Annotated in this window: 21 protein-coding genes and 1 pseudogene; 12 read left to right on the top strand and 10 right to left on the bottom strand. The window is 53.4% G+C overall.

Features of this window, described 5'->3' with window-relative positions:
• Positions 1-248 precede the first annotated feature (248 nt).
• Positions 249-1,790: a transcriptional regulator TyrR gene (gene tyrR, locus GTGU_RS03425; RefSeq protein WP_038154242.1), complete on the top strand. Its 1,542-nt coding sequence runs from the start codon at positions 249-251 to the stop codon at positions 1,788-1,790.
• A gap of 43 nt (positions 1,791-1,833) precedes the next feature.
• On the opposite strand, the gene tpx is transcribed toward tyrR, so the two are convergent.
• Positions 1,834-2,340 carry a thiol peroxidase gene (gene tpx, locus GTGU_RS03420; protein WP_038154241.1) on the bottom strand — a complete coding sequence of 169 codons (507 nt, stop codon included), beginning with the start codon at positions 2,338-2,340 and terminating at the stop codon, positions 1,834-1,836.
• A 101-nt stretch (positions 2,341-2,441) separates the two neighbouring features.
• Here tpx and ycjG point away from each other — a divergent pair, with 101 nt between their 5' ends.
• Positions 2,442-3,407, top strand: a complete 966-nt coding sequence (ycjG, locus tag GTGU_RS03415) for an L-Ala-D/L-Glu epimerase (protein WP_038154239.1) — start codon at positions 2,442-2,444, stop codon at positions 3,405-3,407.
• On the opposite strand, the gene mpaA is transcribed toward ycjG, so the two are convergent.
• On the bottom strand, positions 3,398-4,111 hold the full coding sequence (gene mpaA / locus GTGU_RS03410; RefSeq protein ID WP_038154238.1) for a murein tripeptide amidase MpaA: 714 nt from the start codon (positions 4,109-4,111) through the stop codon (positions 3,398-3,400). The two genes, ycjG and mpaA, sit on opposite strands and share 10 nt — an antisense overlap.
• Before the next feature lie 189 nt (positions 4,112-4,300).
• On the opposite strand from mpaA, the pseudogene GTGU_RS03405 reads away from it, so the two are divergent.
• Together GTGU_RS03405 and GTGU_RS03400 are read left to right on the top strand one after the other, a co-directional pair.
• A pseudogene (locus GTGU_RS03405) lies at positions 4,301-5,918 on the top strand (peptide ABC transporter substrate-binding protein).
• Positions 5,919-6,047: 129 nt separating this feature from the next.
• Entirely contained in the window at positions 6,048-6,608 is a 561-nt protein-coding gene (locus GTGU_RS03400) for a hypothetical protein (protein WP_038154237.1), read from the top strand.
• On the opposite strand, the gene GTGU_RS03395 is transcribed toward GTGU_RS03400, so the two are convergent.
• Both GTGU_RS03395 and GTGU_RS03390 read right to left on the bottom strand, forming a co-directional pair.
• Positions 6,584-8,305: a putative bifunctional diguanylate cyclase/phosphodiesterase gene (locus tag GTGU_RS03395; RefSeq protein WP_051857288.1), complete on the bottom strand. Its 1,722-nt coding sequence runs from the start codon at positions 8,303-8,305 to the stop codon at positions 6,584-6,586. The two genes, GTGU_RS03400 and GTGU_RS03395, sit on opposite strands and share 25 nt — an antisense overlap.
• Positions 8,306-8,393: 88 nt before the next feature.
• On the bottom strand, positions 8,394-9,536 hold the full coding sequence (locus tag GTGU_RS03390; RefSeq protein ID WP_038154236.1) for a GGDEF domain-containing protein: 1,143 nt from the start codon (positions 9,534-9,536) through the stop codon (positions 8,394-8,396).
• Positions 9,537-9,733: 197 nt separating this feature from the next.
• On the opposite strand from GTGU_RS03390, the gene zntB reads away from it, so the two are divergent.
• The 3 genes from zntB (at position 9,734) to GTGU_RS03380 (ending at position 12,556) form a co-directional block, all read left to right on the top strand.
• Positions 9,734-10,717, top strand: coding sequence for a zinc transporter ZntB (gene zntB / locus GTGU_RS03385; RefSeq protein WP_038154235.1), 984 nt, complete (start codon positions 9,734-9,736; stop codon positions 10,715-10,717).
• Positions 10,718-10,991: 274 nt separating this feature from the next.
• Positions 10,992-11,138, top strand: coding sequence for a proline-rich small protein YnaL (gene ynaL / locus GTGU_RS26015; protein ID WP_169741155.1), 147 nt, complete (start codon positions 10,992-10,994; stop codon positions 11,136-11,138).
• Between the two features lie 143 nt (positions 11,139-11,281).
• Positions 11,282-12,556 carry a tetratricopeptide repeat protein gene (locus tag GTGU_RS03380; protein ID WP_245609582.1) on the top strand — a complete coding sequence of 425 codons (1,275 nt, stop codon included), beginning with the start codon at positions 11,282-11,284 and terminating at the stop codon, positions 12,554-12,556.
• A 37-nt stretch (positions 12,557-12,593) separates the two neighbouring features.
• Here the strand turns inward: GTGU_RS03380 and ttcA are convergent, their stop codons facing one another.
• The gene (gene ttcA / locus GTGU_RS03375; RefSeq protein ID WP_038154233.1) at positions 12,594-13,529 is read right to left on the bottom strand and encodes a tRNA 2-thiocytidine(32) synthetase TtcA; all 936 of its coding nucleotides are present in this window, start codon (positions 13,527-13,529) and stop codon (positions 12,594-12,596) included.
• Positions 13,530-14,003: 474 nt separating this feature from the next.
• On the opposite strand from ttcA, the gene GTGU_RS03370 reads away from it, so the two are divergent.
• Complete coding sequence (locus tag GTGU_RS03370; protein WP_038154232.1) at positions 14,004-14,648, top strand: EAL domain-containing protein; 645 nt, start codon at positions 14,004-14,006, stop codon at positions 14,646-14,648.
• Here the strand turns inward: GTGU_RS03370 and GTGU_RS03365 are convergent.
• From GTGU_RS03365 to hlyE, 3 genes are all read right to left on the bottom strand, one after another.
• Positions 14,645-15,154: a DedA family protein gene (locus tag GTGU_RS03365; RefSeq protein WP_038154230.1), complete on the bottom strand. Its 510-nt coding sequence runs from the start codon at positions 15,152-15,154 to the stop codon at positions 14,645-14,647. The genes GTGU_RS03370 and GTGU_RS03365 overlap by 4 nt on opposite strands.
• A gap of 150 nt (positions 15,155-15,304) precedes the next feature.
• Positions 15,305-18,829 carry a pyruvate:ferredoxin (flavodoxin) oxidoreductase gene (nifJ, locus tag GTGU_RS03360; protein ID WP_038154228.1) on the bottom strand — a complete coding sequence of 1,175 codons (3,525 nt, stop codon included), beginning with the start codon at positions 18,827-18,829 and terminating at the stop codon, positions 15,305-15,307.
• Positions 18,830-19,104: 275 nt separating this feature from the next.
• Positions 19,105-20,016, bottom strand: a complete 912-nt coding sequence (gene hlyE, locus GTGU_RS03355; protein ID WP_038154227.1) for a hemolysin HlyE — start codon at positions 20,014-20,016, stop codon at positions 19,105-19,107.
• A gap of 461 nt (positions 20,017-20,477) precedes the next feature.
• Here hlyE and GTGU_RS03350 point away from each other — a divergent pair, with 461 nt between their 5' ends.
• A complete protein-coding gene (locus tag GTGU_RS03350; protein ID WP_038154244.1) occupies positions 20,478-20,744 on the top strand; it encodes a putative hemolysin in 267 nt (88 codons plus the stop codon).
• Here GTGU_RS03350 and hslJ read toward each other — a convergent pair.
• On the bottom strand, positions 20,741-21,163 hold the full coding sequence (gene hslJ, locus GTGU_RS03345) for a heat shock protein HslJ (protein WP_038154225.1): 423 nt from the start codon (positions 21,161-21,163) through the stop codon (positions 20,741-20,743). The genes GTGU_RS03350 and hslJ overlap by 4 nt on opposite strands.
• A 123-nt stretch (positions 21,164-21,286) precedes the next feature.
• Complete coding sequence (locus GTGU_RS03340; protein WP_038154224.1) at positions 21,287-22,276, bottom strand: 2-hydroxyacid dehydrogenase; 990 nt, start codon at positions 22,274-22,276, stop codon at positions 21,287-21,289.
• 270 nt (positions 22,277-22,546) lie between these two features.
• Here GTGU_RS03340 and leuE point away from each other — a divergent pair, with 270 nt between their 5' ends.
• The 3 genes from leuE (at position 22,547) to GTGU_RS03325 (ending at position 26,180) form a co-directional block, all read left to right on the top strand.
• A complete protein-coding gene (leuE, locus tag GTGU_RS03335) occupies positions 22,547-23,185 on the top strand; it encodes a leucine efflux protein LeuE (protein ID WP_038154223.1) in 639 nt (212 codons plus the stop codon).
• 164 nt (positions 23,186-23,349) lie between these two features.
• Positions 23,350-25,992, top strand: a complete 2,643-nt coding sequence (locus tag GTGU_RS03330) for a YdbH family protein (RefSeq protein WP_038154221.1) — start codon at positions 23,350-23,352, stop codon at positions 25,990-25,992.
• Positions 25,989-26,180, top strand: coding sequence for a YnbE family lipoprotein (locus tag GTGU_RS03325; protein WP_038154220.1), 192 nt, complete (start codon positions 25,989-25,991; stop codon positions 26,178-26,180). Before GTGU_RS03330 ends, GTGU_RS03325 begins: the two co-directional genes overlap by 4 nt.

The following is a 26,180-nucleotide window of genomic DNA, read 5'->3' as shown; positions in this document are numbered from 1 at the left end:
TATAAAACAATAAGTTAAGGCGTTGCGATGTTTGCATGAGGCTGAGCGGGTGTATGTGAGCGGTGTCACAAATAAGGAAGTTCGTTTTAGGTGGTTTTTTCGCCGGTCAGCACGTCAGGCGTATCTTTTAGCGCGCCGAACGCCGGTTTTTTGTCCATACTGTCAATATTTGTTGACAGCCATCTTCCCGCCAGTTGAGAACTGTCCTATTATCCCTGAGTCATTGGCTTATAAGGGTGAACGTTTCCATGCGTCTTGAAGTGTTTTGTCAGGATCGGCTGGGTCTGACTCGTGAATTACTCGACCTGCTGGTGCTACGCGGTATTGATTTACGCGGTATCGACATCGACCCCATTGGCCGAATCTATCTCAATTTTGCGGAACTGGAATTTACCACGTTCAGCAGTTTGATGGCGGAAATCCGCCGCATCGCGGGTGTCACCGACGTGCGTACGGTGCCGTGGATGCCTTCTGAACGCGAACACCTGGCGCTCAGCGCATTGCTTGAAGCGATGCCGGAGCCGGTGCTGTCGCTGGACACTAAATGTAAAGTCGAACTGGCGAACCCGGCCAGCTGCCAGCTGTTTGGGCAGGCACCGGAACGTCTTCGCAACCAGAATGCCGGGCAGTTAATCCCCGGTTTCAATTTTCAGCGCTGGCTGGAAGCCGCCACGGTGGAATCTCACGCCGAACACGTGGTGGTTAACGGGCAAAACTTCCTGCTGGAGATCACCCCGGTTTACCTGGAAGGCGAAAACGCCGAGCGGGTTCTGACGGGCGCGGTGGCGATGTTGCGCTCCACTGTGCGCATGGGGCGCCAGCTGCAGACCATGACCAGTCAGGATACCAGCGCTTTCAGCCAGATCGTGGCGGCGAGCCCGAAAATGCGTCATGTGGTGGAGCAGGCTCGCAAGCTGGCGATGCTCACTGCGCCGCTGCTGATTTCTGGCGACACTGGCACGGGTAAAGATCTGCTGGCCCATGCCTGTCATCTTGCCAGCCCGCGCGCGGCAAAACCCTATCTGGCGCTGAACTGCGCCTCGATCCCTGAAGATGCCGTTGAGAGCGAGCTGTTTGGTCACGCGCCGGAAGGGAAAAAGGGTTTCTTTGAGCAGGCGAACGGCGGCTCTGTGCTGCTTGATGAAATTGGCGAAATGTCGCCGCGCATGCAGGCGAAACTGTTGCGTTTCCTCAATGACGGCACTTTCCGCCGCGTCGGAGAAGATCATGAAGTGCATGTCGACGTCAGAGTGATTTGCGCGACGCAGAAAAACCTGGTGGAACTGGTGCAGAAAGGCGCCTTCCGTGAAGATCTCTATTACCGTCTCAACGTGCTGACGCTAAATATTCCGCCGTTGCGGGATCGTCCGCAGGACATCATGCCGTTGACTGAGCTGTTCGTGGCGCGCTTTGCTGACGAGCAGGGGATCGCCCGTCCGAAACTTTCCGCTGATCTCAATAACGTGCTGACGCGCTATGGCTGGCCGGGTAACGTTCGTCAGTTGAAGAATGCGGTATACCGCGCGCTGACGCAGCTGGAAGGCTATGAACTGCGTCCGCAGGACATTCTGTTGCCGGATTTCGACGCCTCAACGGTGGCAGTCGGCGAAGATGCGATGGAAGGATCGCTGGACGACATTACCAGACGCTTTGAACGTTCTGTCCTGACCCAGCTGTATCGCAGTTTCCCCAGTACGCGAAAACTGGCGAAGCGCCTCGGCGTTTCCCACACCGCGATCGCCAATAAACTGCGCGAGTATGGTCTGAGCCAGAAGAAGGGCGAAGAATAAGAAAAGCCTCCTTAAATGGAGGCTTTGTTTGTTTCAGGGTAAATCAGTTTTTCAGCGCGTCGAGTGCCGCGGTGTAATCCGGCTCATTGGTGATTTCGTTAACCAGTTCGCTGTGGATAACGTTGTCGTTTTCATCAATCACGATCACCGCACGGGCGGCGAGGCCTTTCAGCGGGCCTGCGGCAACGGCAACGCCGTACTGTTGCAGGAACGCTGGCGCACGCAGCGTGGAGAGCGTGACCACGTTGCTCAGACCTTCCGCGCCACAGAAGCGGGACTGGGCGAAAGGCAGATCAGCGGAGATGCACAGAACCACGGTGTTTTCCAGCTCGCCCGCCAGTTGGTTAAACTTACGCACGGATGCCGCGCAAACGCCGGTATCGATGCTCGGGAAAATGTTCAGTACTTTGCGTTTGCCTGCAAACTGACTCAGCGCGACGTCGGAGAGATCTTTAGCGACCAGCGTGAAAGGCTGTGCCTTTGTTCCTTGCTGCGGAATAGCGCCTTCAACGGAAACTGGATTGCCCTGGAAATGCACGGTTTGTGACATGTTTATCTTCCTGTTTACATATAATTAACGTCGCAGCTAGTGTATTCCAACCGTAGTTAACACAGCAAATTGAATTTCGTATCAATCTGAAAGGAGATGGGATGAGAAGTCTGCGCGTGTTTGAAGAATCCTGGCCGCTACATACCCCGTTCGTGATTGCCCGCGGTAGCCGCAGTGAGGCGAAAGTGGTAGTGGTCGAAGTGGAGGAGGACGGCGTCAAAGGTGTCGGCGAATGCACCCCATATCCCCGCTACGGTGAGAGTATTGCCTCAGTGATGGCGCAAATTGTCACCATCACTGACGCGATTGAGAAAGGCGCGACGCGCGCTGATGTTCAACATCTTCTGTCAGCAGGGGCCGCACGAAATGCCGTCGACAGCGCACTGTGGAATCTTGAGGGTCGGCAAAAAAATGTGACGTTGTCACAATTAACCGGCGTCGATCAGCATGACACCATTACCACCGCGCAAACCGTGGTCATTGGCGAACCTGAAGCGATGGCCAGTTGCGCAAAAATTCTCTGGCAGAAGGGGGCTCGTCTGCTGAAAGTGAAGCTGGACGATCATCTCATCAGCGAGCGCATCGTTGCTATTCGTACGGCGGTGCCGGAGGCGACAATCATTGTCGATGCCAACGAATCCTGGAGCATTGACGGGCTCGCGGCGCGCTGCCAGTTGCTGGCGGATGTAGGCGTGGCGATGCTGGAACAGCCGCTACCCGCCAGCGAAGATGCGGCGCTGGCGAATTTTATCCATCCGTTGCCCATTTGCGCCGATGAAAGCTGCCATACGCGTGACAGCCTGACTACGTTGAAAGGGCGCTATGAGATGATCAACATCAAGCTGGATAAAACCGGCGGCTTAACAGAAGCGCTGGCACTGGCAGAAGAGGCGAAGGCGCAGGGGTTTGCCATCATGGCGGGCTGCATGCTCTGTACGTCACGCGCGATCGCGGCAATGCTGCCGCTGATCCCGCAGGTCAGATTTGCCGATCTCGACGGCCCGACCTGGCTTGCGGTTGACGTTGAGCCGGGGCTTCGCTTTACCACCGGTCTGCTTCATCTCTGAGCATGCCAGTGAAGCAGGTCCGTCATTGCCGCCAGATATTTTTCACTCGCTTCATCGTTAGAGACCGGCGGGAACTCGGCGGTGATGCAGGGTAAGCCGATGTCTGCGCACCAGCTGCCAAAGGAACCCGGGGTTTCATAGCCGACGCTGGTGACCAGCGGCAGTGAAAACGCCTGCGATAACCATTCTCCCAGCTCGCTGCGTTGCGGATCTTCAATGCAGGCCAGCGGGTCATGAAACGACACCACCCAGGCAGGGTGAATCTGATGGATAAGTTGGCACAGCGCCTGCGTCTCAGGCTCTGAGCCGGGCTTATCACCGGTTAGCAGCACCACATCACGGCTCTCCGCCGCACTATTCCAGCGATAGACCGTTTCCCCTGCTTTCCAGTTTGCAGCCGGAAAGTTGCGATTCAAATCGACGCCATTGGCATTGGCGCGCAATCCCAACTGGCAGCCATCCGGGTTGACGGTCAGCACCACGTGATGACGGCGTAAATCCGGCGTCAGGGTACGCATCGCGCAGGAGAGGGTAACAACAGAGGCGTTTTCGTCGCCATGCGTGCCCGCAATAATCAACCCACTGGCATGATCGGCCAGCGGTGCGGGAAACCAGATCAACGGCGCGCCAAGCAGTGAGCGACCATAATGTTGTGTGCCAGGCGGAAAGGCGCCACGAAGGGCGCGAGGGCGAGTGACAGACATAGTGTTCCCTGGGAGGTAATGGCGTTACTGGAAGTGTTGTGCAAAATCGGCTGCGGATCAACGAGTTTCCGTGTCGCTTAAAAAGCCGTCTGTGTCAATTTTCTCGCACAGGGGGTTTGCAATTCCTATTGCTGAAACAAATAATTACCGGGTTTACCGGATGGTTATCATTTTAATAAAGGGGATCTTATGAAGCATCCTGTCTCACTGACATGTTGTGCGCTGTGGCTTAGTACGCTGTCGTCGCTGGCGATAGCGGCGGAGGTACCGTCGGGGACGGTGCTGGCTGAGAAACAGACGTTGGTTCGCCACATCAAAGATGAGCCTGCGACATTAGATCCCGCTAAAGCCGTCGGTTTGCCTGAAATTCAGGTGATTCGCGACCTGTATGAAGGTCTGGTGAATCAGGATGAAAAGGGCAATATCATTCCGGGGGTGGCGACGAAGTGGCAAACCAACGATAACCGCGTCTGGACATTCACGCTGCGCGATGACGCAAAATGGTCGGATGGCACACCAGTTACCGCCCAGGATTTTGTCTATAGCTGGCAGCGGCTGGTTGATCCAAAAACCACTTCGCCGTTTGCCTGGTTTGCTGCTCTGGCAGGCATCAATAATGCGCAAAATGTCATCGATGGAAAAGTCACGCCGGAGAAACTTGGTGTGACGGCGATCAACCCGCATACCCTGCGTATTCAGCTGGATAAACCGCTGCCGTGGTTTGCGAAACTGACCGCCAGTTTTGCCTTTTACCCGGTGCAGAAAGCCGCGGTTGAGGGTGATAAAAACTGGACGCGGGCGGGCAGGCTGGTGGGCAATGGCGCGTATGTGCTGAAAGATCGGGTGGTAAACGAAAAGCTGGATCTGGTGCCGAATACCCATTACTGGGATAACGCCAGAACGGTGATTAAACAGGTGACATTCGTTCCCATTAATCAGGAATCGGCCGCCACTAAACGCTATCAGGCGGGTGACATCGACATCACCGAGTCGTTCCCAAAAAAATCTGTATCAGAAGCTGCTCAAGGAACTGCCTGGACAGGTATATACCCCGCCGCAGCTCGGCACTTATTACTACGCCTTTAACACGCAAAAAGGGCCGACGGCTGACGCCCGCGTACGTCTTGCGCTCAGTCTGACTATCGACCGCCGGATCATGGCGGAGAAAGTGTTAGGCTCAGGCGAGAAACCCGCCTGGCGATTTACGCCAGACGCCACGGCGGGGTTCAAACCGCAGCCGTCGCCGTTCGAAGAGATGAGCCAGGCCGAGCTGAACGCGCAGGCGAAAACCCTGCTGCAGGCGGCGGGATATGGCCCGACGCGCCCGCTCAACCTGACGCTGCTCTACAATACGCAGGAGATCCACCAGAAGGTGGCGATTGCGGTGGCATCCATGTGGAAGAAAAACCTTGGGGTGGACGTGAAACTGCAAAACCAGGAATGGAAAACCTATATCGACAGCCGTAACACCGGTAATTTCGATGTAATTCGCGCGTCCTGGGTCGCGGACTATAACGAGCCTTCGACGTTCCTGTCGCTGCTCACCTCTGCTCACAGCGGTAACATCTCACGCTTCAACGATCCGGCCTACGACAAAGTGCTGAATCAGGCGTCGCTGGAGACTTCAGACGAGGCGCGCAATGCCGACTACAACGCGGCAGAAAAGATCCTCGCGGAAAAAGCACCGATTGCGCCTATTTATCAGTATACCAACGCGCGTCTGATTAAACCGTGGGTGAAGGGTTACCCCATCAATAACCCTGAGGATGTGGCGTATACACGCACGATGTATATCGTGAAACATTAGCTTCACAGGTTGAAACTGTGAGCAGCGCGAAAATTTTTGCACGATGACCCCACTTCAACTGTAAGGTTTTGCCCTGCGGTGTCGATAACACATCGATCCGGTAGTATCGACAACGCAGGGGTAATTGAAGTGACGGAAGTCTGGGTAGTACTTTTAGCGGCATGCTTAGCAGCATTTGCCGCTATTGTTGGTTTAATCATTACAAAAGAAATAAAAATAGCAGAGTTTCGCCAGGCATGGATTAATGAGCTGCGCGCCTCACTGTGCGAACTGAGCTCAAAACTCACGTATCTGTCTGAAAAATCGGCAAGAAAATCCTCTGTCGCGAACGGTGATGTTTGCGTGCTGAATGATGAGGATATCTATGATGTCTACAAAATCATTTATCAGGTAAAACTGCGCATTAATTCTTTATCGCCCAGTCCGGAAGAGAGGTCGTTATTAGAGTTTCTGGATAAACACACCGAATGCCATCACTTCTCGACGTTTTTATTAAAAGACACTCAGGAGCAATTTTTAAACTTGTGCGCTTCGGTGCTTAAAAATGAGTGGGAACGAGTGAAAACCGGCGGGCGGTTCTACGTTAACTCAGGCAATCTGGCAAAGATTCTGTTTGTCTATTCGATGCTCGGTGTCTTTGCTTTCGGTATCTGGAGCATTGCCAGTCAGCTGTTAGCCGACTTCCCCTGAAAGCGTGTTCTGGTGTGCCGTTCCCCACGTTCTGGCTGGCGGAACGGCAGGTTATCCAGCAATGCGGGGAGCTCCTGCGCCGGCACCGGTCGGGCCAGCAGATATCCCTGAAGCTGTCCACAGCCCATCTCTGTTAATAATTGCTTCTGCTCCAGTGTTTCTATCCCTTCAGCCACCACGTTCATATTCATGGTATGGGCGATATCAATAATGGCGGAGACAATTTTGATGTTCTTGCCGTTTTCCCGCATCTCTTTCACCACGCGTTTATCGATTTTTAATTCACGTGCAGGTAGGTTTTTCAGAGTTAGCAGGTTGGAATAACCGGTACCAAAATCATCAATCGAAACGGTAATTCCCAGGCGAGCAAAATCGTTAAGGATTTCAATGCTACGAGCGAGGTTACGCAGTGCGGTGCTTTCAGTCAGTTCCAGCGTCAGCCGGACAGGGGAAATGCGGTAACGGTTGAGGGCGTCAGACACCAGATCAAAGATGTCATCCTGCTCAAATTGCGCGGTGGAAAGGTTAACTGACAGCGTCCAGTCGTCACGTCCCTGCTCAGCCCAAACCTGTAACTGGCGACATACCTGGTCGATCACCCAACGCCCTACAGGAACCATCTGACCGGATTTTTCCAGCAGTTCCAGAAACTGCTCGGGAAGCAGCACTCCTTTCACTGGATGACGCCAGCGCAACAGGGCTTCGAAACCTGACAGCGCCAGCTGTTGCGCGTTAAATTTCGGTTGATACCAGAGTTCGAACTGATTGAGTGCCATTGCCTGGGTCAGATCCTGCAAAAAGCGCGCACTTTCCCAGGCCTTTTGCATCATGCTGTCGTGGTAAATCGCCCAACCGTTTCGTCCCTGTTGCTTAATATTGTACAACGCGGTATCCGCCCGCAATTTGAGGTCATGCAGCGTGACGCCATGATCCGGAAACAGACTGATGCCCATGCTGAGCGATACCTGAATGATCTGGCCGGACTCATAAAACGGGCATTTAAACCGCTCAGCAATACGAGCGGCGAGCTCGGCGGCGTCGTGAGCATCAGTATCTTGTGCCAGCAGAATGAACTCGTCGCTGCTGAGTCGCGCCAGTGTCATTCTGGCGCTCAGGCAAGTGCTGATGCGATTGGCAACGGAGACCAGCAGGCGATCGCCGACGTGCAAGCCCCATGCATCATTAACCAGCCGGAACCGATCGAGATCTATCAGGATCAGTGCAAAGGATTGCCGGTTGGGCAGCGCATTTTTGATGCAGCGCTCAATGATGAGATCAATCTGTGTGCGGTTGGCAAGTCCCGTTAGCCCGTCATAATGCGCCTGCTGTTCCAGTTGCTGATTGAGCCGTTGCAGGTGTTCCGTCAGGCGAATCGTACGCCGCCGGGAATCGAGTATCGACATCACTAACATCACGCCGAGTATTGCGAACGCGGGCGCAAACACCCAGACAGAGAACCCTCGTTCGCTGACGCTCCCCGGTAAAGCGTGGTCATGCGGACTGAACGTGGCGGCGCTTATGCCGGTGTAGTGCATAGCGGCAATCGCCAGCCCCATCACTAACGCGGCGGCGATGCAATTGACTAGTGCGCTTTTGCGGTTCAGACGCAGACTGAAAGCCAGCCACAACCCGATGCCGGAGGCAGCTATCACAGCCAGTAGCGACACGAGGATGAGGGTGATGTCGTAATTCATCATCGTACTATCCAGATCAATATTATTATTCAATCAATCTAGCAGTAAAAAAGATGTGGTGTGCTGAGGCGCATGCTCTGTGCATGGCCGGTCAGTCATGGCGACTCCAGGTGACGAAACAGTTTCGTCCCTGCTGTTTGGCCTGATAAAGCGCGGCGTCGGCATGCGCAATCAGTGTGCGGGGCGCCATGCCGGGCCGCCAGCTGGCGATGCCCTGACTGACGGTCACACGGGGAAGTACCGGCGAACCAGGATGCTCAATGTTCAACTGGCGAAGGTCTTCAGCAATAGCCTTCGCCACTTCAATCGCCTGCGTTTCGTTACTGCGGGGCAGCAGCACGACAAACTCCTCTCCGCCAGGCCGCGCGGGTATGCCTGTCGCATGTAACGAGGCGCGCGCCAGACACTGCGCCAGCGTCGCCAGACAGCGATCGCCGGTCTGATGACCGAAGCTGTCGTTATAGATTTTGAAATGATCGACATCAAGCATGATCAGCGCAAGGTCTCCGCCCTCGCGCTGGTGGCGCGCCACTTCTTCTTCCAGGCGTAATTCAAATGCACGACGGTTGGCGATGCCGGTCAGCGGATCACGGTTAGCCAGCAGTTCCAGTTGACTGATGAGATCCGCATTTTTTTGTTGGGTTTGCAGCGCCAGAATGAACCAGTTGTTCAGCATCCGCCGCCCGGATTCAATCAACCCAGCCAGCAGTACCCACAACAGCGAGTAGAGCACGGTGATATTGGCGTTGTAGGCCATCGAAGTAATGAAAATAGTCAGCCAGATCGGGGCGATAAAACTGAGCAGGACGTGAGGGTTAAAATAGAGAGAAATCAGGGCGCTGAACAGTAGCACGGCAGCAAACGGGAAAACGATTTTTAAATCGTCGCTGGCAATCAGAACATAAAAACAGGCAGACCAGCATAAGCTCTGGGTAAGTACGGCGGCCTGCGCTAGCTTGCTGAGCCAGGGCGCGTTCTGAATGGGCGCCAGCCGCTGGATAAACAAGCCTGCCGATGCGATAAACAACACAATCGCCATCACCGATTCCATCACCGCTGACGGGAGGTGACTGGCGACGGGAAGACTGTCGGGAGAAAAATAGGTACGACCGAGAATAAAAAGCGCAAAAAGAATATTTACCCACAGAAACCACACGCTACTGGTTTTTAACGCCAGCCCACGCATTTCAGCAAGTAGCAGGTCAAAGGCCTGACAGGGGGCATTGGTGGTCACTGTCCTCTCCAGATAACAAAATCGCTTCAAATCTACCGCTATTTGTTAACTTTACCGATATCGCGCACATTGTCTATCGCTTGCACACATAAAAACGCGATTCATCAGAGAATTCATAGCCCTGGCGGCGCACATTATTGAATAACTTTGCCATGACGCTAGACTAGTGGGATCAACCTGTTGTGATCGGAGGCGGTATGGAAGCCATTAAAGGCTCGGAAGTTAACGTGCCGGATGCGGTATTTGCCTGGATACTGGACGGGCAGGGTGGCGTAAAACCGCTTGCAGATACGGATACGATAGACAGTCAGCACCCCTGCTGGCTGCATCTCAACTATACCAACCCGGAAAGCGCGCAATGGCTCGCCACCACGCCGCTGCTGCCGAATAATATTCGTGATGCACTGGCGGGCGAAAGCACGCGGCCGCGTGTGAACCGCCTGGGTGAGGGAACACTGATTACCCTGCGCTGTATCAACGGCAGCACCGAGGAGCGCCCTGATCAGCTTGTGGCGATGCGCCTCTACATGGACGAGCGGTTAATTGTCTCCACACGCCAGCGCAAAGTGCTGGCGCTGGATGACATCGTCCACGATTTACAGGAGGGCACCGGTCCGACAGGATGCGGTGACTGGCTGGTGGATATTTGTGATGCGTTAACCGACCACGCCAGCGAATTCATTGAAGATTTACACGACCGCATTATTGATCTAGAAGATGATTTACTCGATCAGCAAATTCCCGCGCGTGGTGTACTGGCACTGCTGCGTAAGCAGCTGATTGTAATGCGCCGCTACATGGCGCCGCAACGTGATGTTTATGCTCGCCTGGCCAGTGAACGCCTGCCGTGGATGAATGACGACCAGCGCCGCCGCATGCAGGATATCGCCGACCGTTTAGGCCGCGGGCTCGACGAAATCGACGCCTGCATTGCCCGGACGGGGGTGATGGCGGACGAGATCTCGCAAGTGATGTCGGAATCGCTGTCGCGTCGTTCCTACACCATGTCACTGATGGCGATGGTTTTTTTACCAAGCACATTTCTGACCGGCCTGTTTGGCGTCAACCTGGGCGGTATTCCTGGCGGAGGATGGCATTTCGGCTTCGCGTTGTTTTGTATCATGTTGGTTGTGCTGATTGGTGGTGTTACCTGGTGGTTACATCGCAGTAAATGGTTGTAAAAAATCACTTTTTTAACATTTATTGAACATAAAAACGCCGCAAAGATTGAGCGAAGTCAATAAACGCGGGTGCCAATCAGGGCAGAATTTCTCTTGCAGGTGAATGCAACGTCAAGCGATGGGCGTTGCGCTCCATATTGTCTTACTTCCTTTTTTGAATTACTGCATAGCACAATTGATTCGTACGACGCCGACTTAGACAAGTCGGCTTTTTTTTGCCTCTTACGCACACTCTTCTACCCTTAATACTGGGCGACAAGAAATGGAGGCAAAGATGAATCATTATCGATTCCACATGAGTGACCCCGTACCCACCGATCCGGTGCCGGTTCCCGATCCGTTCCCGAGACCAGACCCTATCCCGGATCCGCCGCCTGACCCCGATCCGCATCCGATTATCGATCCCCCGCCGCATCTTTGAAAAATGCCCTCCGTCAGGAGGGCATCGTGAGTGGCTTGAACTGGTTCGCAGATTTTCTCTTAAAACACTGAGATGTGATAACCCTTAAGCTAAACAGGGCGATATAATCCCTCAGCGCATCCGGCGCGTTAACAGGAATCCGTGTGAGGCAGGGAATTATGCATCCTTTCAAGAAGACCACACCGCAGCAGCAGGAGCAGCGGCTTAATCAGTTGGCCCAACAATATCGGGATGCGATCGCGCAAAATGATTTTGCGGCCGGCAAAGCTGTCGCCGAAGCGACACTGCGGCTCGTGCCGCGCAACCCCGACGTGCTTTCCAGTTATGCGCTCTGTCTGATGCGCACGGGAGAGTATGAGAAGTCCTATAAAACCTATAAAAAGCTGATGCAAAGCCTGCCGGTAGAAAAACTGCCGGATACGATGATTGACGGTCTGGCGGAGGTCTGCGGCTGGCTGAATCGCCCTGATGAACTGCGCCGCTATGGGCATCTCTCCCTCGAACTGGGCGACAAAAAATTCGGCAGCGGTCGGGCGTATCCGCTACCGGCTGCGCAGCCGCCCGCTTTTAACCCGCATAATCCGCAGGAAAACGTCATCGCTTTTACGCTTTTCGGTGCGCTGCCGCGCTATTGTGAAAGTGCAGTGATGAATGCGAAAGTCAGCAAAGAACTGTTCCCGGAATGGTGCTGCCGTTTCTATCTTGATGACAGCGTACCGCAGGCGGTGCAGGCGCGTCTGCGGGCGGAAGGCGCTGAGGTAATTAAAGTGGAAGGGGAGCAGCATCAAACCATTCCACCATTAATGTGGCGCTTTCTGGTGCTCGACGACCCCGCCGTTAAACGCTATCTCATCCGGGATGCCGATTCACTGTTGTCCGAGCGTGAACAGGCCGCGGTAAACGCCTGGCTGCAGAGTGATCGCTGGTATCACCACATGCGTGATTATTTCACTCATACCGAGTTGCTGCTGGCGGGAATGTGGGGCGGTTGCCGCAATGAAAATCTTCCGTCGATTATCGACCAGACGCGGGAATATCTGAGCGATCGTGAAGGGCATCGCCGCTTTGTTGACCAATATTTTCTGCGTCAGCATCTGTGGCCGACCATCAAACAGAGTCTGCTCAATCACGACGAGTTGTTTGGTTTCCTCGACGCGCAACCCTATCCGGCTCATGCGCCCATCCGCTGGCAGACGGATAAATTCCATATCGGCAGCAATACCAGTTTTCAGCTGGCAGGGAAAGAAAGTCAGAAAGCGGATGGGGAAATGCAGCGCTGGGAAGTGCTGGATGAGCAGGGTAACTCGTTATGCCAGTACGCCAGCCCGGTCGATAATCATCAATGGAAAGACAGGCTGCCGTTCTTCCTGCTTGACCGCGTACTGGCTGGCGAATGGCAAATCAGGAATATCGACTAAGCGCCAGTAAAAAGCCCTCCGGCTGGAGGGCTTCGTGTTATTTGATTTCAACCACGTCCAGGCGCGTCGCCTGAAAATCCGTCTCGTCATCTTCCGGCTGCCATCCGGCGGGCTGCAGGGGAATTTCCTCGCGATCAAATGCCAGATCGCCACCCGCTACCACGTCAGCGCCGTGAGTGAGGCCTTTAAAATCAAACAGTGATTCATCGCACAGGTGCGATGGCACTACATTCTGCATGGCACTGAACATCGTTTCGATGCGTCCCGGGTAACGTTTATCCCAGCCGCGCAGCATGTCAGCAATCACCTGACGCTGTAAGTTCGGCTGCGAACCGCAGAGGTTGCACGGAATAATCGGGAATGCTTTTGCGTCAGCGAACCGCACGATATCTTTTTCACGGCAGTATGCCAGCGGGCGGATCACGATATGTTTGCCGTCGTCACTCATCAGCTTCGGCGGCATGCCTTTCATTTTCCCGCCATAGAACATATTAAGGAACAGTGTCTGCAGAATATCGTCGCGGTGGTGGCCAAGAGCGATTTTCGTGGCTCCCAGTTCGGTGGCAGTACGGTAGAGGATCCCGCGGCGCAGGCGAGAGCAGAGCGAGCAGGTAGTTTTTCCTTCCGGGATCTTCTCTTTAACGATACCGTACGTATTCTCTTCAACGATTTTGTATTCAACGCCCAGCTGTTCGAGATACGCGGGCAACACATGCTCCGGAAAACCTGGTTGTTTTTGATCCAGATTCACCGCGACAAGGCTGAAATTCACCGGCGCGCTCTGCTGCAGGTTGCGCAGAATTTCAAGCATCGTGTAGCTGTCCTTGCCGCCAGAGAGGCAAACCATAATGCGGTCGCCTTCTTCAATCATGTTAAAATCGGCGATGGCTTCACCGACGTTCCGGCGCAGGCGTTTCTGTAATTTATTCAGATTGTATTGTTCTTTTTTATTAACCGATTGATTCTCTGACATTATTTCATATCTCTGGTGTCGCCGGGGGTATGACAATGGCAAACCATAAAGGAGCGTATCGCATCAGGCATGCCAGGGTGTGGCGTGTATGGTACGGATTCTCGCGCCGAATGCCAGTGCGTTTTTGCCGTCGGCAGCGGCGGATGAAAGCAAAATGATAAGATTTATCTAAAAAAAGAATTTACTCAGACTCCATCAAATATCCCGTTATTGCCTTTCCCACAATCCATGGCGTAACCCTAAGGTAAATTTACTGCTATTTATTCACCAGCAATAGGAGAATTCCTCTTTATTAATCTGAATCAGCGATCATTAACGCGTTAGTGATAGTCTGTAACTATCAAATGCTCTTGCACCGATCATTTTAAACGATTTTATTCTATTATTTACCTGTGTAATTCTCTGGCAATATTTTAAAACAAAATACAGGATGTGCGGGAGCAAGGATTGTCATCGAACCAATGTTATGAATTCATGTTGGAACCCGTCATAACACGTTCCGGGGAAATACATTCCTGGGAACTAAAAAAGCAATCTGGTTATGTTAAGGTATTCTCCGGTAATAACTCAGAGGAGAATGTGTTTAACTTCGTCCCGGTGCGAGAGACGGCTTCTCTGGAAAGAGCGTTAGATTACGTTTTTTCTCTGCCAACAGACATCACAGACACTTCACTCGTTACCCTTAACATTGGTGACGATGGGGCAGATTATATTCTCAATAATCCCGCCATTGTGAAGTTTTTATTACACCATTCCTTTTTGCGGCTTAGCATTGACAGCGAGTTTTCTGAATTCAGGCCAAACTCGTCAATGATGAGGCTCCGAAAGTTGTCGCAACTTTGCCCGTTATGGATTGACAGTTTCGGCGAGGGCTCCACCAGTTTGACTTTGCTGACCCGAATGCCATTTGAATATATTAAAATCGCCCCACCTTTTTTCCACTCACATTTAAATACCCATAGCCTCCGCCATATCGTATCCCATGCCTCGCAGGTCTGTCATGGCGCGATTGTCTGCGGCATCAATAACGAAGAGCAACTGAAAGCCTGCTGGGCCGCGGGCGCGGTTGCCGGGCAGGGCGATTACTGGCAAAAGCGGCAATTTGGTGAGTGTCATTAATCTGCCATCAGCCCGAGACTGATGGCACCAGGCACCAGTAAAATAAACGTCCAGATAAATGCAGAACTGATATTGGCCAGCTGGAACTGACGGTGCGTTACGCCAGACATTCCACTGGCCAGTGGCACCGTTGCCCGCAGAGGTGAAATAAATCTGCCGAGAAATACAGCATATATTCCCCAGCGCTGCAAAAATACACGGCTTTTTTCCATAATCGACAGCTTAAGCCAGCGCCAGTGCCGAATACGGTGATAATAGTATTTCCCGATCCACCAGGAGAGCCAGAATCCGCTTATTGCCCCCAGACTCGCCATAGCCCACATAATCGCAAATAGCCCGACATTCCCGGCCGAGAGAGGACCCAGCAATAACAGGCCGGAAGTCCCGGGGATCACCAGCGAAACAATGGCGCAGGATTTAGTAAACGTCAGCAGAAAGACAATGAGGCTAATCAGCACGGTGTGCTGCTGAGCAGTGTTGATGAGTTGATTAACCACATCGGCCATTAATGCTAACCTCATAAAAATAATGGTTTTTGAAGTTAGTATAAGCGCAGAAAATTAAACCGTAGCGAAACAGGAGAAGCCGAAATAAGACCTTGTGAAAAACGAATAGCCCGAATATCACTTCGGGCTATTTTGATTGCATTGTTGTTATTATTCTGAAGGCGCTTTTTCTGCTTTGCCTGCCAGTTGTGCAAGGAAGTCATAACGTTTTTGCAAATCAGCGGCGGCATCTTTCCACAATTGCTCTGCAAGCTCTGGCTGTTGCACGTTGAGGCGACGGAAACGCTGCTCATTCATCAGTGTTTCCGCCAGCGCATCTGACGGCGGGCGGGAGTCAAGCGCCAGCGGCAGTTTCCCTTCATCGGCACGACGCGGGTCGAAGCGATACAGGGGCCAGAAGCCAGTGGCAGTCAACTGACGCATCTGGTCGTGGCTCAACGCCAGGTCATAACCATGCTCTTCACAGGGGCTGTAAGCGATAATAAGCGACGGCCCTGGATACGCCTCCGCCTCCTGAATCGCTTTTACTGTCTGGTTAAGCTGCGCGCCCAGTGAGATCTGCGCGACATACACATGACCGTACATCATCATGCTGACGCCCAGATCTTTGCGCGCTTTGCGCTTGCCGTGTTCGCCAAATTTAGTGACCGCTCCGAGCGGCGTGGCTTTCGAGGCCTGGCCGCCGGTATTGGAATAGCATTGCGTATCGAGCACCAGAATATTGACGTTCTCGTTCAGACTGAGCACGTGATCCAACCCACCAAAACCAATGTCGTACGCCCAGCCATCACCGCCGATAAGCCAGATGGATTTTTCCACCAGTGCGTCGGCATCAGTGAGTAGCTCCTGCGCGCCTTCAATGCCCACCAGATGCTGGCGCAATGCGGCAACCTGTTCACGGCGCTCATCCGGAGTAGCCTCCGCATGCAGGGCGTCATTCAGTGCCGAGGGGAGTTTATCGGCAAAGGTGTCGAGCAGACGCATGACACGCTGGCGATGCTGATCGACCGTGAGACGGAAGCCGAGGCCAAATTCTGCGTTATCTTCAAACAGCGAGTTGGCCCAGGCCGGACCGCGCCCGTTGGCATCGGTGGTGTATGGCGTCGAAGGGAGATTACCGCCGTAAATTGACGAACAACCAGTGGCGTTAGCAATGAGCATGCGATCGCCATACAGCTGCGTCAACAGCTTGATGTACGGTGTTTCGCCGCAGCCGGAACAGGCACCGGAATATTCAAACAGCGGGGTAATGAGCTGTGATGTCCGGATATCAATGCGCTCAAGCGTACTGCGGTCGATTTCCGGCAGGTCGAGGAAAAAGTCATAATTCACTTTTTCCTCTTCCACATGCTCCAGGCGTGACATCATATTGATGGCCTTGATCTCCGGGTTCTGTCGGTCTTTCGCCGGGCAGACTTCAACGCACAGATTACAGCCAGTGCAGTCTTCAGGCGCAACCTGCAGGACGTACTTCTGTCCGCGCATATCGCGGGATTTAACGTCCAGCGAGTGCAGGCTGGCGGGCGCGTTTTCCATCGCGTCAGGCGACACGACTTTGGCGCGAATCGCGGAGTGTGGGCAGGCGGCAACGCAGTGGTTACACTGGGTGCACAGATCTTCTTTCCAGATGGGGATCTCTTCAGCGATGTTGCGTTTTTCCCAGCGGGTTGTGCCCATCGGCCAGGTGCCGTCCGGTGGCAGCGCGGAGACGGGCAGTGCATCGCCAAGCCCCGCCAGCATAGCGGCGGTCACGGTTTTGACAAAGTCGGGTGCCGCGTCGGAAACCACTGGCGGTCGATACGGGCTGTCAGTATTGACGGGCTGCAGCGGTACTTCAGCGAGAGATTCCCTTGCCAGCGCCAGCGCCTGCCAGTTGCGCTCGACGAGATCCTGCCCTTTGCTGCTGTAGCTTTTCGCAATCGCGCCCTGCAGTTCTGTCAGCGCGCTGTCACCAGGCAGGATTTGCGTCAAATGGAAGAAGGCCATCTGCATAACGGTATTAATGCGCGCGGCGAGACCGCATTCACGGGCGATTTTAGCAGCGTTAACCACATAAAAGCGGGCTTCCTTCTGATTCAGGACGGCCTGAACATCCTGCGGCAGGCGCGGCCAGACCTCATCAGCGCTGTACGGTGTATTGAGAAGGAAGATCCCGCCGGGCTTCAGGCGCTCGGCCATCGGGTATTTATCAATAAACTGCAACTGGTGGCAGCCGACGAAATCGGCCTGTGAGACCAGATACGCCGAACGAATCGGTTGCTCGCTGACGCGCAAATGCGAAACTGTCAGGCCACCGGCCTTTTTGGAGTCATAAACGAAATAGCCCTGCGCGTACCACGGCGTCGAGTTACCAATGATTTTGATGTTATTTTTAGTCGCCGACACGCTGCCGTCGCTGCCAAGACCATAAAACAGTGCTTCCAGCTTCGCGGTTGCAGGGAGGGTATTTTCCGGCAGCGGCAGGGAAAGGTTGGTGACATCGTCGTAAATCCCGACGGTAAAGCGCGGCTTGGGATTTGCCTGGCGCAACTCCTGAAATACCGCAAGCACGCACTCCGGACCAAACTCTTTTGATGACAACCCATAACGACCACCAATTACTCTCGGCAGGGTTTCACGCTCGCCGCGGTTAAAGGCTTCCGCCAGTGCGGTCATCACATCAAGATAAAGCGGCTCAGCATGCGCGCCCGGCTCTTTAGTGCGATCAAGCACCGCCACTGATCGGGCCGTTTCGGGCAACGCCTCCAGCAGATGTTGCGCTGAGAAAGGGCGGTAGAGGCGGATTTTCAGCACGCCGATTTTTTCGCCGCGGGTCAGCAATTCGTCCACCACCTCTTCGCAAGTACCGATGGCCGAGCCCATCACCACAATCACCCGTTCTGCCTGTGGATGCCCGTAATATTCAAACGGCTTGTACTGGCGACCGGTGGCGGCAGCGAAATCGTCCATCGCCTGCGTAACATGATCATAAACCGCGTTGTACCACGGGTTAGTGGCTTCGCGCGACTGGAAGTAGGTATCCGGGTTCGCTGAGGTCCCGCGGATCACCGGATGCTCCGGATTCAGCGCACGGGCCCGGTGCGCGTCGATGGCTGTCTGCGGCATCAGGCTGAGCAGGGTGTCATCGGCCAGTGGCACGATTTTGTTGATTTCGTGCGAGGTGCGGAAACCATCAAAGAAGTGAATAAAAGGCACGCGACTATTGAGCGTCGCTATCTGCGAAATCAGCGCAAAATCCTGCGCCTCCTGCACGCTGCCCGCGCACAGCATCGCACAACCGGTTTGTCGCACGGCCATCACGTCAGAGTGATCGCCAAAAATCGACAGGGCATGGGTGGCTACCGTACGGGCCGCAACATGGAGGACAAACGGCATTAACTGACCCGCCAGCTTGTATAGCGTGGGGATCATCAGCAACAGGCCCTGAGAGGAGGTAAAAGAGGTGGACAGCGCTCCGGTCTGCAATGCGCCGTGAACCGCCGCGATTGCCCCGGCTTCAGACTGCATCTCGACCACGCGAGGCGTATCGCCCCACACATTCTTAAGCCCGTTACCTGCCCAGGCGTCAGCCTGTTCCGCCATCGTTGAACTGGGCGTAATCGGGTAGATGGCGATAACTTCACTGGTACGAAACGCCACCGAAGCAACCGCGCCATTACCGTCAATTGTGATCATATGATTTCCAGTGCTATCTAATGTGTTGAATAATAAAGTTTTACTTTATAGCCATAACCTATCGGGTTCCCCCTGGCGTAAACACCGCAAATACCCACTTTCCCTGTGTGTCATACATCATTCTGGCAGAAGACTGCTCTGTTCGCGTCGCAATTAATGTCCAGCCGTTCTGTGGCATGCACCCCGGTACCCACACAAAAAAAAGACAACCCGCCATACCAGCGGGTTGTCTTTTTAGTACGCTTAACCAGAACGCTTCATGGCAAATATCATAATCAGGATGTTGGCGTCTCATCGAATGATTTCTTGCCATGTCGCTTTTGGTATTCGTTGCAGGTTGAAATCATTTTATGTGCTGCGTCTTTTAATAAAGAAAGCATCAGATCATCATAATCGACGTAGAAACGTGTTGTTTCTGTTTCAGTTTTCAGTTCGCCAATGGTGGTTATCTCAGTCATCAACTTTTGTTTAGCAGAATCGATATCCGTATTAGCCTGTTTCACCTTTTTAGATAAGCTGACGAAGAAGTCCTGAACTGATTTTAGCTTTTTCTTTAACTCAGGGATTAATTTACCCTCCACGATGCCAGCAGCAATGGAATAGGAAACGATTAATCCAAAGGGGCCTGCGACAACGCCGGCCGCCGCACCGCCGTAGGCTTCCTTGCGGATTTTATCGACCTGAGAATTGAAATAGCTACTTTTTTCTGAGAAATCATTGGTTAACTGGCTATCCAGCGCCAGCAGCTTTCCAGATGCTGAGTTAAAGCTCTGGGAGCTTATCAGGAGAGATTTTTGGGCATTGCTGAGTTTTTTGATACCGTCATCTAATACCTTAATGAGAATGTCTTTTTGGGCAGCGGCTTTTTTTTCATTATATTCATTAAATAATGAAATATAAGCTGCCAGTAATTGTGAAGCGACGCCGCACCATTCATAGACCGTTTGTGTTGCTTCAAAGTACTTATCCTGGCTGTCCATCAGTAGTGTTTTAATATCGCCAACTAAAACGGAGGCAGCCTGTGAGTATTCGTTCTTGAAACGGCTTAATTCTTTTACCGTCTCATCAAACGTCTTCCATGGTATGACTTGATCTAAGTATTTGTTATAGAGATCTAATGCGCTATCTGCTGTTTCGATTGCGGTTTTAACGACTTCTACGGTTTGTCCTGCCGTCATATCAGTCATAATGATTCTCCTCCTGGAGTTATTTATCCCTGACAGTGCCTTTGATCTATATAATTTGATAGTTGCTCAATGAATTTATGTCAATATTGTACTGGGGTTTAGCATGACAAATATCAATCAATTGTTGGTTAGTTTTTTATTTTCACATTAAACTATTGTTTTTAATAGTGATAATAATCGAGCGATATTTTTGTATTTGCGAATGATGCAATATGTCCGGTAATTATTCAAAAATGCATTATATAAAAAATAATCATTGCCCTTTATTAAAGAATAGCCTGTTCTGTTATGCCGTAAATGATTAGCAATACTGCAGGGCGTTGCGGATGAGAGCAAGGAAATGGAAAAAATCGCAAAAAAATGTTTCTGTAGCGCATAAAACCGCAATCTGGCTCTCGACGTCAGGCGTTGCGCTGCCTATGATGCATAGGATTTTGCTGATATTGAGGGGAGAGAAAAAGATGCGTGCAGCTTTTTTAGTGGGATGCGCCGTGTTGTTGTTGTCAGCCTGTAGCAACGAACCCGTACAGCAGGCAACCGCCGCGCATGTCGCGCCAGGGATGCGAGCAGCAATGTCTGACACCGGACAGGCAAATTGTGCAATGGTTGGTGGCTCGTTGTCTGTTGCCCGTCAACTGGATGGCTCAGCGATTGGCATGTGTGCATTACCCAATGGCAAAAGATGCGGAGAGCAGGCTCTTGCCACCGGGACGTGCGGCAACTACTAATTCACCCGATCCGACAGTCTGTACACCAGTGTTTGCTCAGCCGTTGCCAGTGTTAGCTGGTCACCGGTCAGGTCTACCTGTGCCCCTTTGCTGAGCATGGCGCTCAGGATCTTGTCCAGCTCGTTGCGCTGTGCGTCGGCACACATCATGCGCGTCATCGCCAGGTTTTTCGCTTTCAGTTCACCCTCGGACAGTTTCCCCTGGCCCGTAAAGCGATTGCACATGCTGCCGGAGAGATGCATTTTCTCTCCGAAACTGAGTTCCGGCGGATTTTTCCCAGCCGGGGCAGGCTTGCCGTTCACGCTTTCCAGCACAAAACGATGATGTTCTAACTGTGACGCGTTGACAGTGACTTTGCTGGTGTTAACACAACCTGCCAGCAGCATCCCCGCTGCTAACAGCAAAATGGTCTTGCTCATTAATACTTCCTTTTTATTCACTACATGAATACTTCAGAGGGAGTGTAACTCTATCGTTTGTTGCGTCTTTGAGGATTATCTGAAAGTGCTCCCCCGGCGCGGGGGAGCGGGCAGGCGAGGCGGTTATACCAGGGCGTTCGGGCAGGTGTCGCCGCTTTCAATCTGGCGCAGATTTTCCAGGGTGGTTTCCGAAATGCTGGTCAGCGCTTCGGCAGTCAGGAAGGCCTGATGACCAGTAAACAGCACGTTGTGGCAGGCTGACAGGCGGCGGAAAACATCATCCTGGATAACGTCATTGGATTTGTCTTCGAAAAACAGGTCGCGTTCGTTTTCATAGACGTCCATTCCCAGCGCGCCGATTTTCTGGGTCTTCAGCGCTTCAATCGCTGCCTGGGAGTCGATCAGGCCGCCGCGACTGGTGTTGATTACCATCACGCCATCTTTCATCTGCTCGAATGCCGTCTGGTTCAGCAGGTGATAGTTTTCCGGCGTCAGTGGACAATGGAGCGAAATGACATCTGACTGGGAAAACAGCGTCGGCAGGTCAACGTACTCTACGCCAATATCGAGAGCCGCGGCGCTCGGGTACGGATCAAACGCCAGCAGGCGCATACCAAACCCTTTCAGGATCCGCAGGGCGGCGACGCCGATTTTGCCGGTACCGATGATCCCGGCGGTTTTGCCGTACATGGTGAAGCCGGTCAGCCCTTCCAGGGAGAAGTTGGCATCACGGGTGCGCTGGTAGGCACGATGGATACGGCGGTTCAGCGTCATCATCATGCCAATCGCGTGTTCTGCCACGGCCTCCGGCGAATAGGCCGGAACGCGTACCACGCGCAGGCCAAGCGCTTTCGCCGCATCGAGGTCGACGTTATTAAACCCGGCGCAACGCAGCGCGATATATTTAACGCCATGTTTTTTCAGCTCTTCAAGAACCGGACGGCTGCCGTCGTCATTCACGAAGATACACACGGCTTCACATCCGTTGGCCGTTTTTGCCGTCTTCTCGGTTAAGAGGAAGTCGAAAAATTCGAGTTCAAAGCCATATGTGTTATTAACCTCTTGCAAATACTTTTTATCGTATTGCTTTGTGCTGTAAACGGCGATTTTCATAAGGCTTTCCTCCAGTGATTTATAGCGTCACGGTAGCATACTAAGAAATTTCTTACAATTTTTGAAGTGCTTTGTAATCAAATGGTTATATGTTGTTAATCCGTGTAATTAAAACGTTATCAATGTCTGTAAGCATAAACCTGAATGGGCGATGCCGTGTCCGAAAGCATGTTTGGGTCTTTCAAGGCGACGCGCTCTGCGTTAGCATTCTGTGATCAAGGTAACGCTTTCTGCTTCAGGAAGCTATCAATGGACGAACGGGAGTAACACGTGTTTGCGGAGTTTGGCGTTTTAAGCTACTGGACCTACCTGATTGGCGCGATTTTTATCATTCTGGTTCCCGGACCCAATACTTTCTTTGTTCTTAAAACCGGTGTGGCACATGGGATCCGCAAAGGCTATCTGGCGGCGCTGGGCGTCTTTATTGGTGATGCTGTGCTGATGTTCCTCGCTTATGCGGGAGTCGCGACGCTGATTAAAACCACGCCAGTGCTGTTTAACATCGTCCGTTATCTTGGCGCCATGTACCTGTTGTGGCTGGGCGGCAAAATGCTCTACGCCACGCTGACCCAGCGCGACAAACACATCGCAGACAACGCGGAGCCGGGCAGCGCTATCCTCAAGCGTGCGCTGGTACTCAGTCTGACTAACCCGAAAGCGATTCTGTTTTACGTCTCATTCTTTGTGCAGTTTATTGATGTTGACGCCGCCAGCCCGGGCATCGCGTTCTTCATTCTCGCCCTGACGCTGGAACTGGTGAGCTTCCTCTACCTGAGCTTCCTTATCGTCTCCGGTTCTTTCGTCACGCGCTACGTAAAAACCAAAAAGAAACTGGCGAAAATCGGTAACAGCCTTATTGGTCTGGTCTTTGTCGGTTTCGCCGCACGTCTGGCGACGCTGCAGTCCTGATCGGCACTACGGGTATTCGCAAAAGTGCGCATCTGGCGCGGCGTTGCGAATACCCCGGCTGCATCTATCCTTAAACGGGCCGTGACTTCAACTGGCCTGGCGAACATGCCACAATACCAACTCTGTCCGGTCAGAATAACAATACAGCAGGATATTCGTTGCCCATGAAGGGTCGCTATAAAGCCGCCATTGCGTTGCTTGTGATATTTTTTATTCTTCCCCTGGCGCTGCTGTTAACCCTGACGCGCTGGGTGCCTACGCTCGCGGGGATCTGGCTGCCAGCCGGTACCCGCATCGCGCTTGATGACAGCCCGCGTCTGACCCGCTCAGCGGTTAAAATCCCCTCTCTACGTTACCTGGTCGGCGACTGCGAACTGGCGCGTTTGTCTGGCGCAGAAATTACCCATCCCAGCCGCTGGCAACTGCATATCGCCTCATTAGATGTGGATTCCGTCTGCCTGAGTAAATTGCCGGAAAGCGAGGCCACGCCCGGTGCGCCGCGAACGCTGGCGGAATGGCAGTCAATGCTACCCAACAGCTGGCTGACCATTGATCGTCTGACACTCTCTCCCTGGCAGCAGTGGCAGGGAAAACTGAGCGTCGCCTTAACGCCCGCAATCCAGGACATAACTTATCAGGGCGAGGCGGTCTCACTACGGGCGCGTCTGAAAGGGCAGGCGCTGACCGTCAGTGAATTCGTAGCGAAAACGGTGGAAGGGCAGCCGCCGGTGAAGCTGGTCGGAGATTTCACCCTGCCGCTGGTTCCTGACGGTTTGCCGGTCTCTGGTCATCTTTATTCCTCGTTTGAGGTACCACAGGGACCAGGGCTGGTGGATGCGGAACTGCTCTGGGAGAAGAACCGGGGGCAGCTTATTGTGACTGCCAGTGGTGATCCTGACCCACTTCTCGACCTCCCCTGGGAAATCAGTGAACACCTGGCGACCATTAGCGACGGGCGCTGGCGCTGGCCGTACCAGGGGCAACCGCTCAGCGGTCGAGTGGCGCTGAAAGCGGAGCAGTGGCAGCAGGGGCTCGACACGATGCAAATCAGTGGTCGTCTTAACGTGCTGACGCAAGGCGATGCAGGTAAGGGCAATGCCGTTCTGACCTTCGGCCCAGGGAAACTGAGCGCGGACAACAGCGCCATGCCGATGCAGCTCACCGGCGAAGCCAAACAGGGCGATCTCATTTTTTACGCAAAGCTGCCCGCAGAGCTCAGCGGTCCATTGACTTCCCCGCAACTGGCGTTTGAGCCGGGTGCATTATTGCGTTCTCGTGGGCGCGTGATTGACTCACTGAATATTGATGAAATCCGCTGGCCGCTGGCGGGCGTCAGGGTCACACAACAGGGCGTGGACGGGCGGCTGCAGGCCATCCTGCGGGCGCATGAACAGGAGATGGGGGACTTTACCCTCCATCTGGATGGTAAAGCGGATAACTTCCTGCCGGACAAAGGCACCTGGCGGTGGCGGTACTGGGGCGACGGTAATTTCACGCCGATGCAGGCGCGCTGGGACGTCGCCGGAACCGGCATGTGGCGCGACAGCGCCATCGTGCTGAATACGCTTTCTACCGGGTTTGACAAGCTGGAATATGGCACAATGCGGGTCAGCGAACCGCGCCTGACGCTGGATGAGCCTGTTGAGTGGCAGCGTGACGAACAGCATCCCAAATTCACCGGCGCACTGTCGTTTGATGCAGGGCCGACCACCTTCACCGGTGGCAGTGTGCTGCCGCCATCGACGCTGAAATTCAGCGTTACCGGGCGCGATCCGACGTATTTCCTGTTTAAAGGTGATCTCCATGCCGACAGGATCGGCCCGATCCGCCTGCACGGGCGCTGGGACGGCGAACGTCTGCGAGGTGAAGCCTGGTGGCCGAAACAGTCACTGACAGTTTTTCAGCCGCTGGTGCCACCGGAAACGAAAATGACCCTTCGCAACGGGGAATTGTATGCGCAGGTCGCCTTTTCCGCCGCGGCTGATCAGGGATTTGAAGCGGGCGGTCATGGCGTGCTGAAGGGCGGTAGCGCCTGGATGCCGGATAACGAAATCAACGGCGTTGATTTTGTGCTGCCATTCCGTTTTAGCGAGGGGACCTGGCAGCTCGGCACGCATCGGCCGGTGTCGCTGCGCATCGCCGAAATCATCAACCAGGTTACCGCAAAAAATCTGACGGCGGATCTGCAGGGCAGCTATCCGTGGAGTGAGGAAAATCCGTTATTGCTGAGCGATGTCAGCGTCGACATTCTCGGCGGGCAGCTCACCATGCAGCAGTTGCAGATGCCGCAGCATGACGCCGCGCTACTGCGTCTGCAGAACATCTCTACCAGCGAACTGATAAGCGCAGTGAATCCGAAGCAGTTTGCCATGTCCGGCCCGGTCAACGGCGCATTGCCATTGTGGCTGAACAATGAAAAATGGATTATTAAAGATGGCTGGCTGACCAACCCGTCGGCAATGACGCTACGCATTGATAAAGACACCGCCGATGCTGTTGTGAAGGATAACATCGCCGCCGGAGCGGCCATCAACTGGTTGCGTTATATGGAAATTTCCCGCTCGTGGACCCGTATTAATTTGGACAATCTGGGCCTGCTGACGTTAACGGCGACGATTACTGGTATCAGCCATGTGGAAGGCAAAAGCAATACAGTGCATCTGAATTATAGCCATGAAGAAAACGTCTTCGACCTGTGGCGCAGCCTGCGTTTTGGTGACAATTTGCAGGCGTGGCTTGAACAAAATGCGGCGCTACCCGCGCCACGCTGCTCAGGCGGCAAGGAATGTAAGGAGCAACAACAATGAAAGTGTTAACAGTCCTGCTGTGCGCACTGGCGGCTATGATGCTGACAGGCTGCACGCCGCGCATTGAAGTCGCCGCGCCAAAGGAGCCGATTACCATCAATATGAATGTCAAAATTGAACATGAGATCCATATCAAGGTGGATAAAGACGTTGAAAACCTGCTGAAATCGCGCAGCGATCTTTTCTGA

The sequence above is a fragment of the Trabulsiella guamensis ATCC 49490 genome (assembly GCF_000734965.1).
Taxonomy (GTDB): Bacteria; Pseudomonadota; Gammaproteobacteria; order Enterobacterales; family Enterobacteriaceae; genus Trabulsiella; species Trabulsiella guamensis.
Note: the sequence above shows the minus strand (reverse complement) of the source record. Positions and strands in the feature narration are given on the sequence as shown.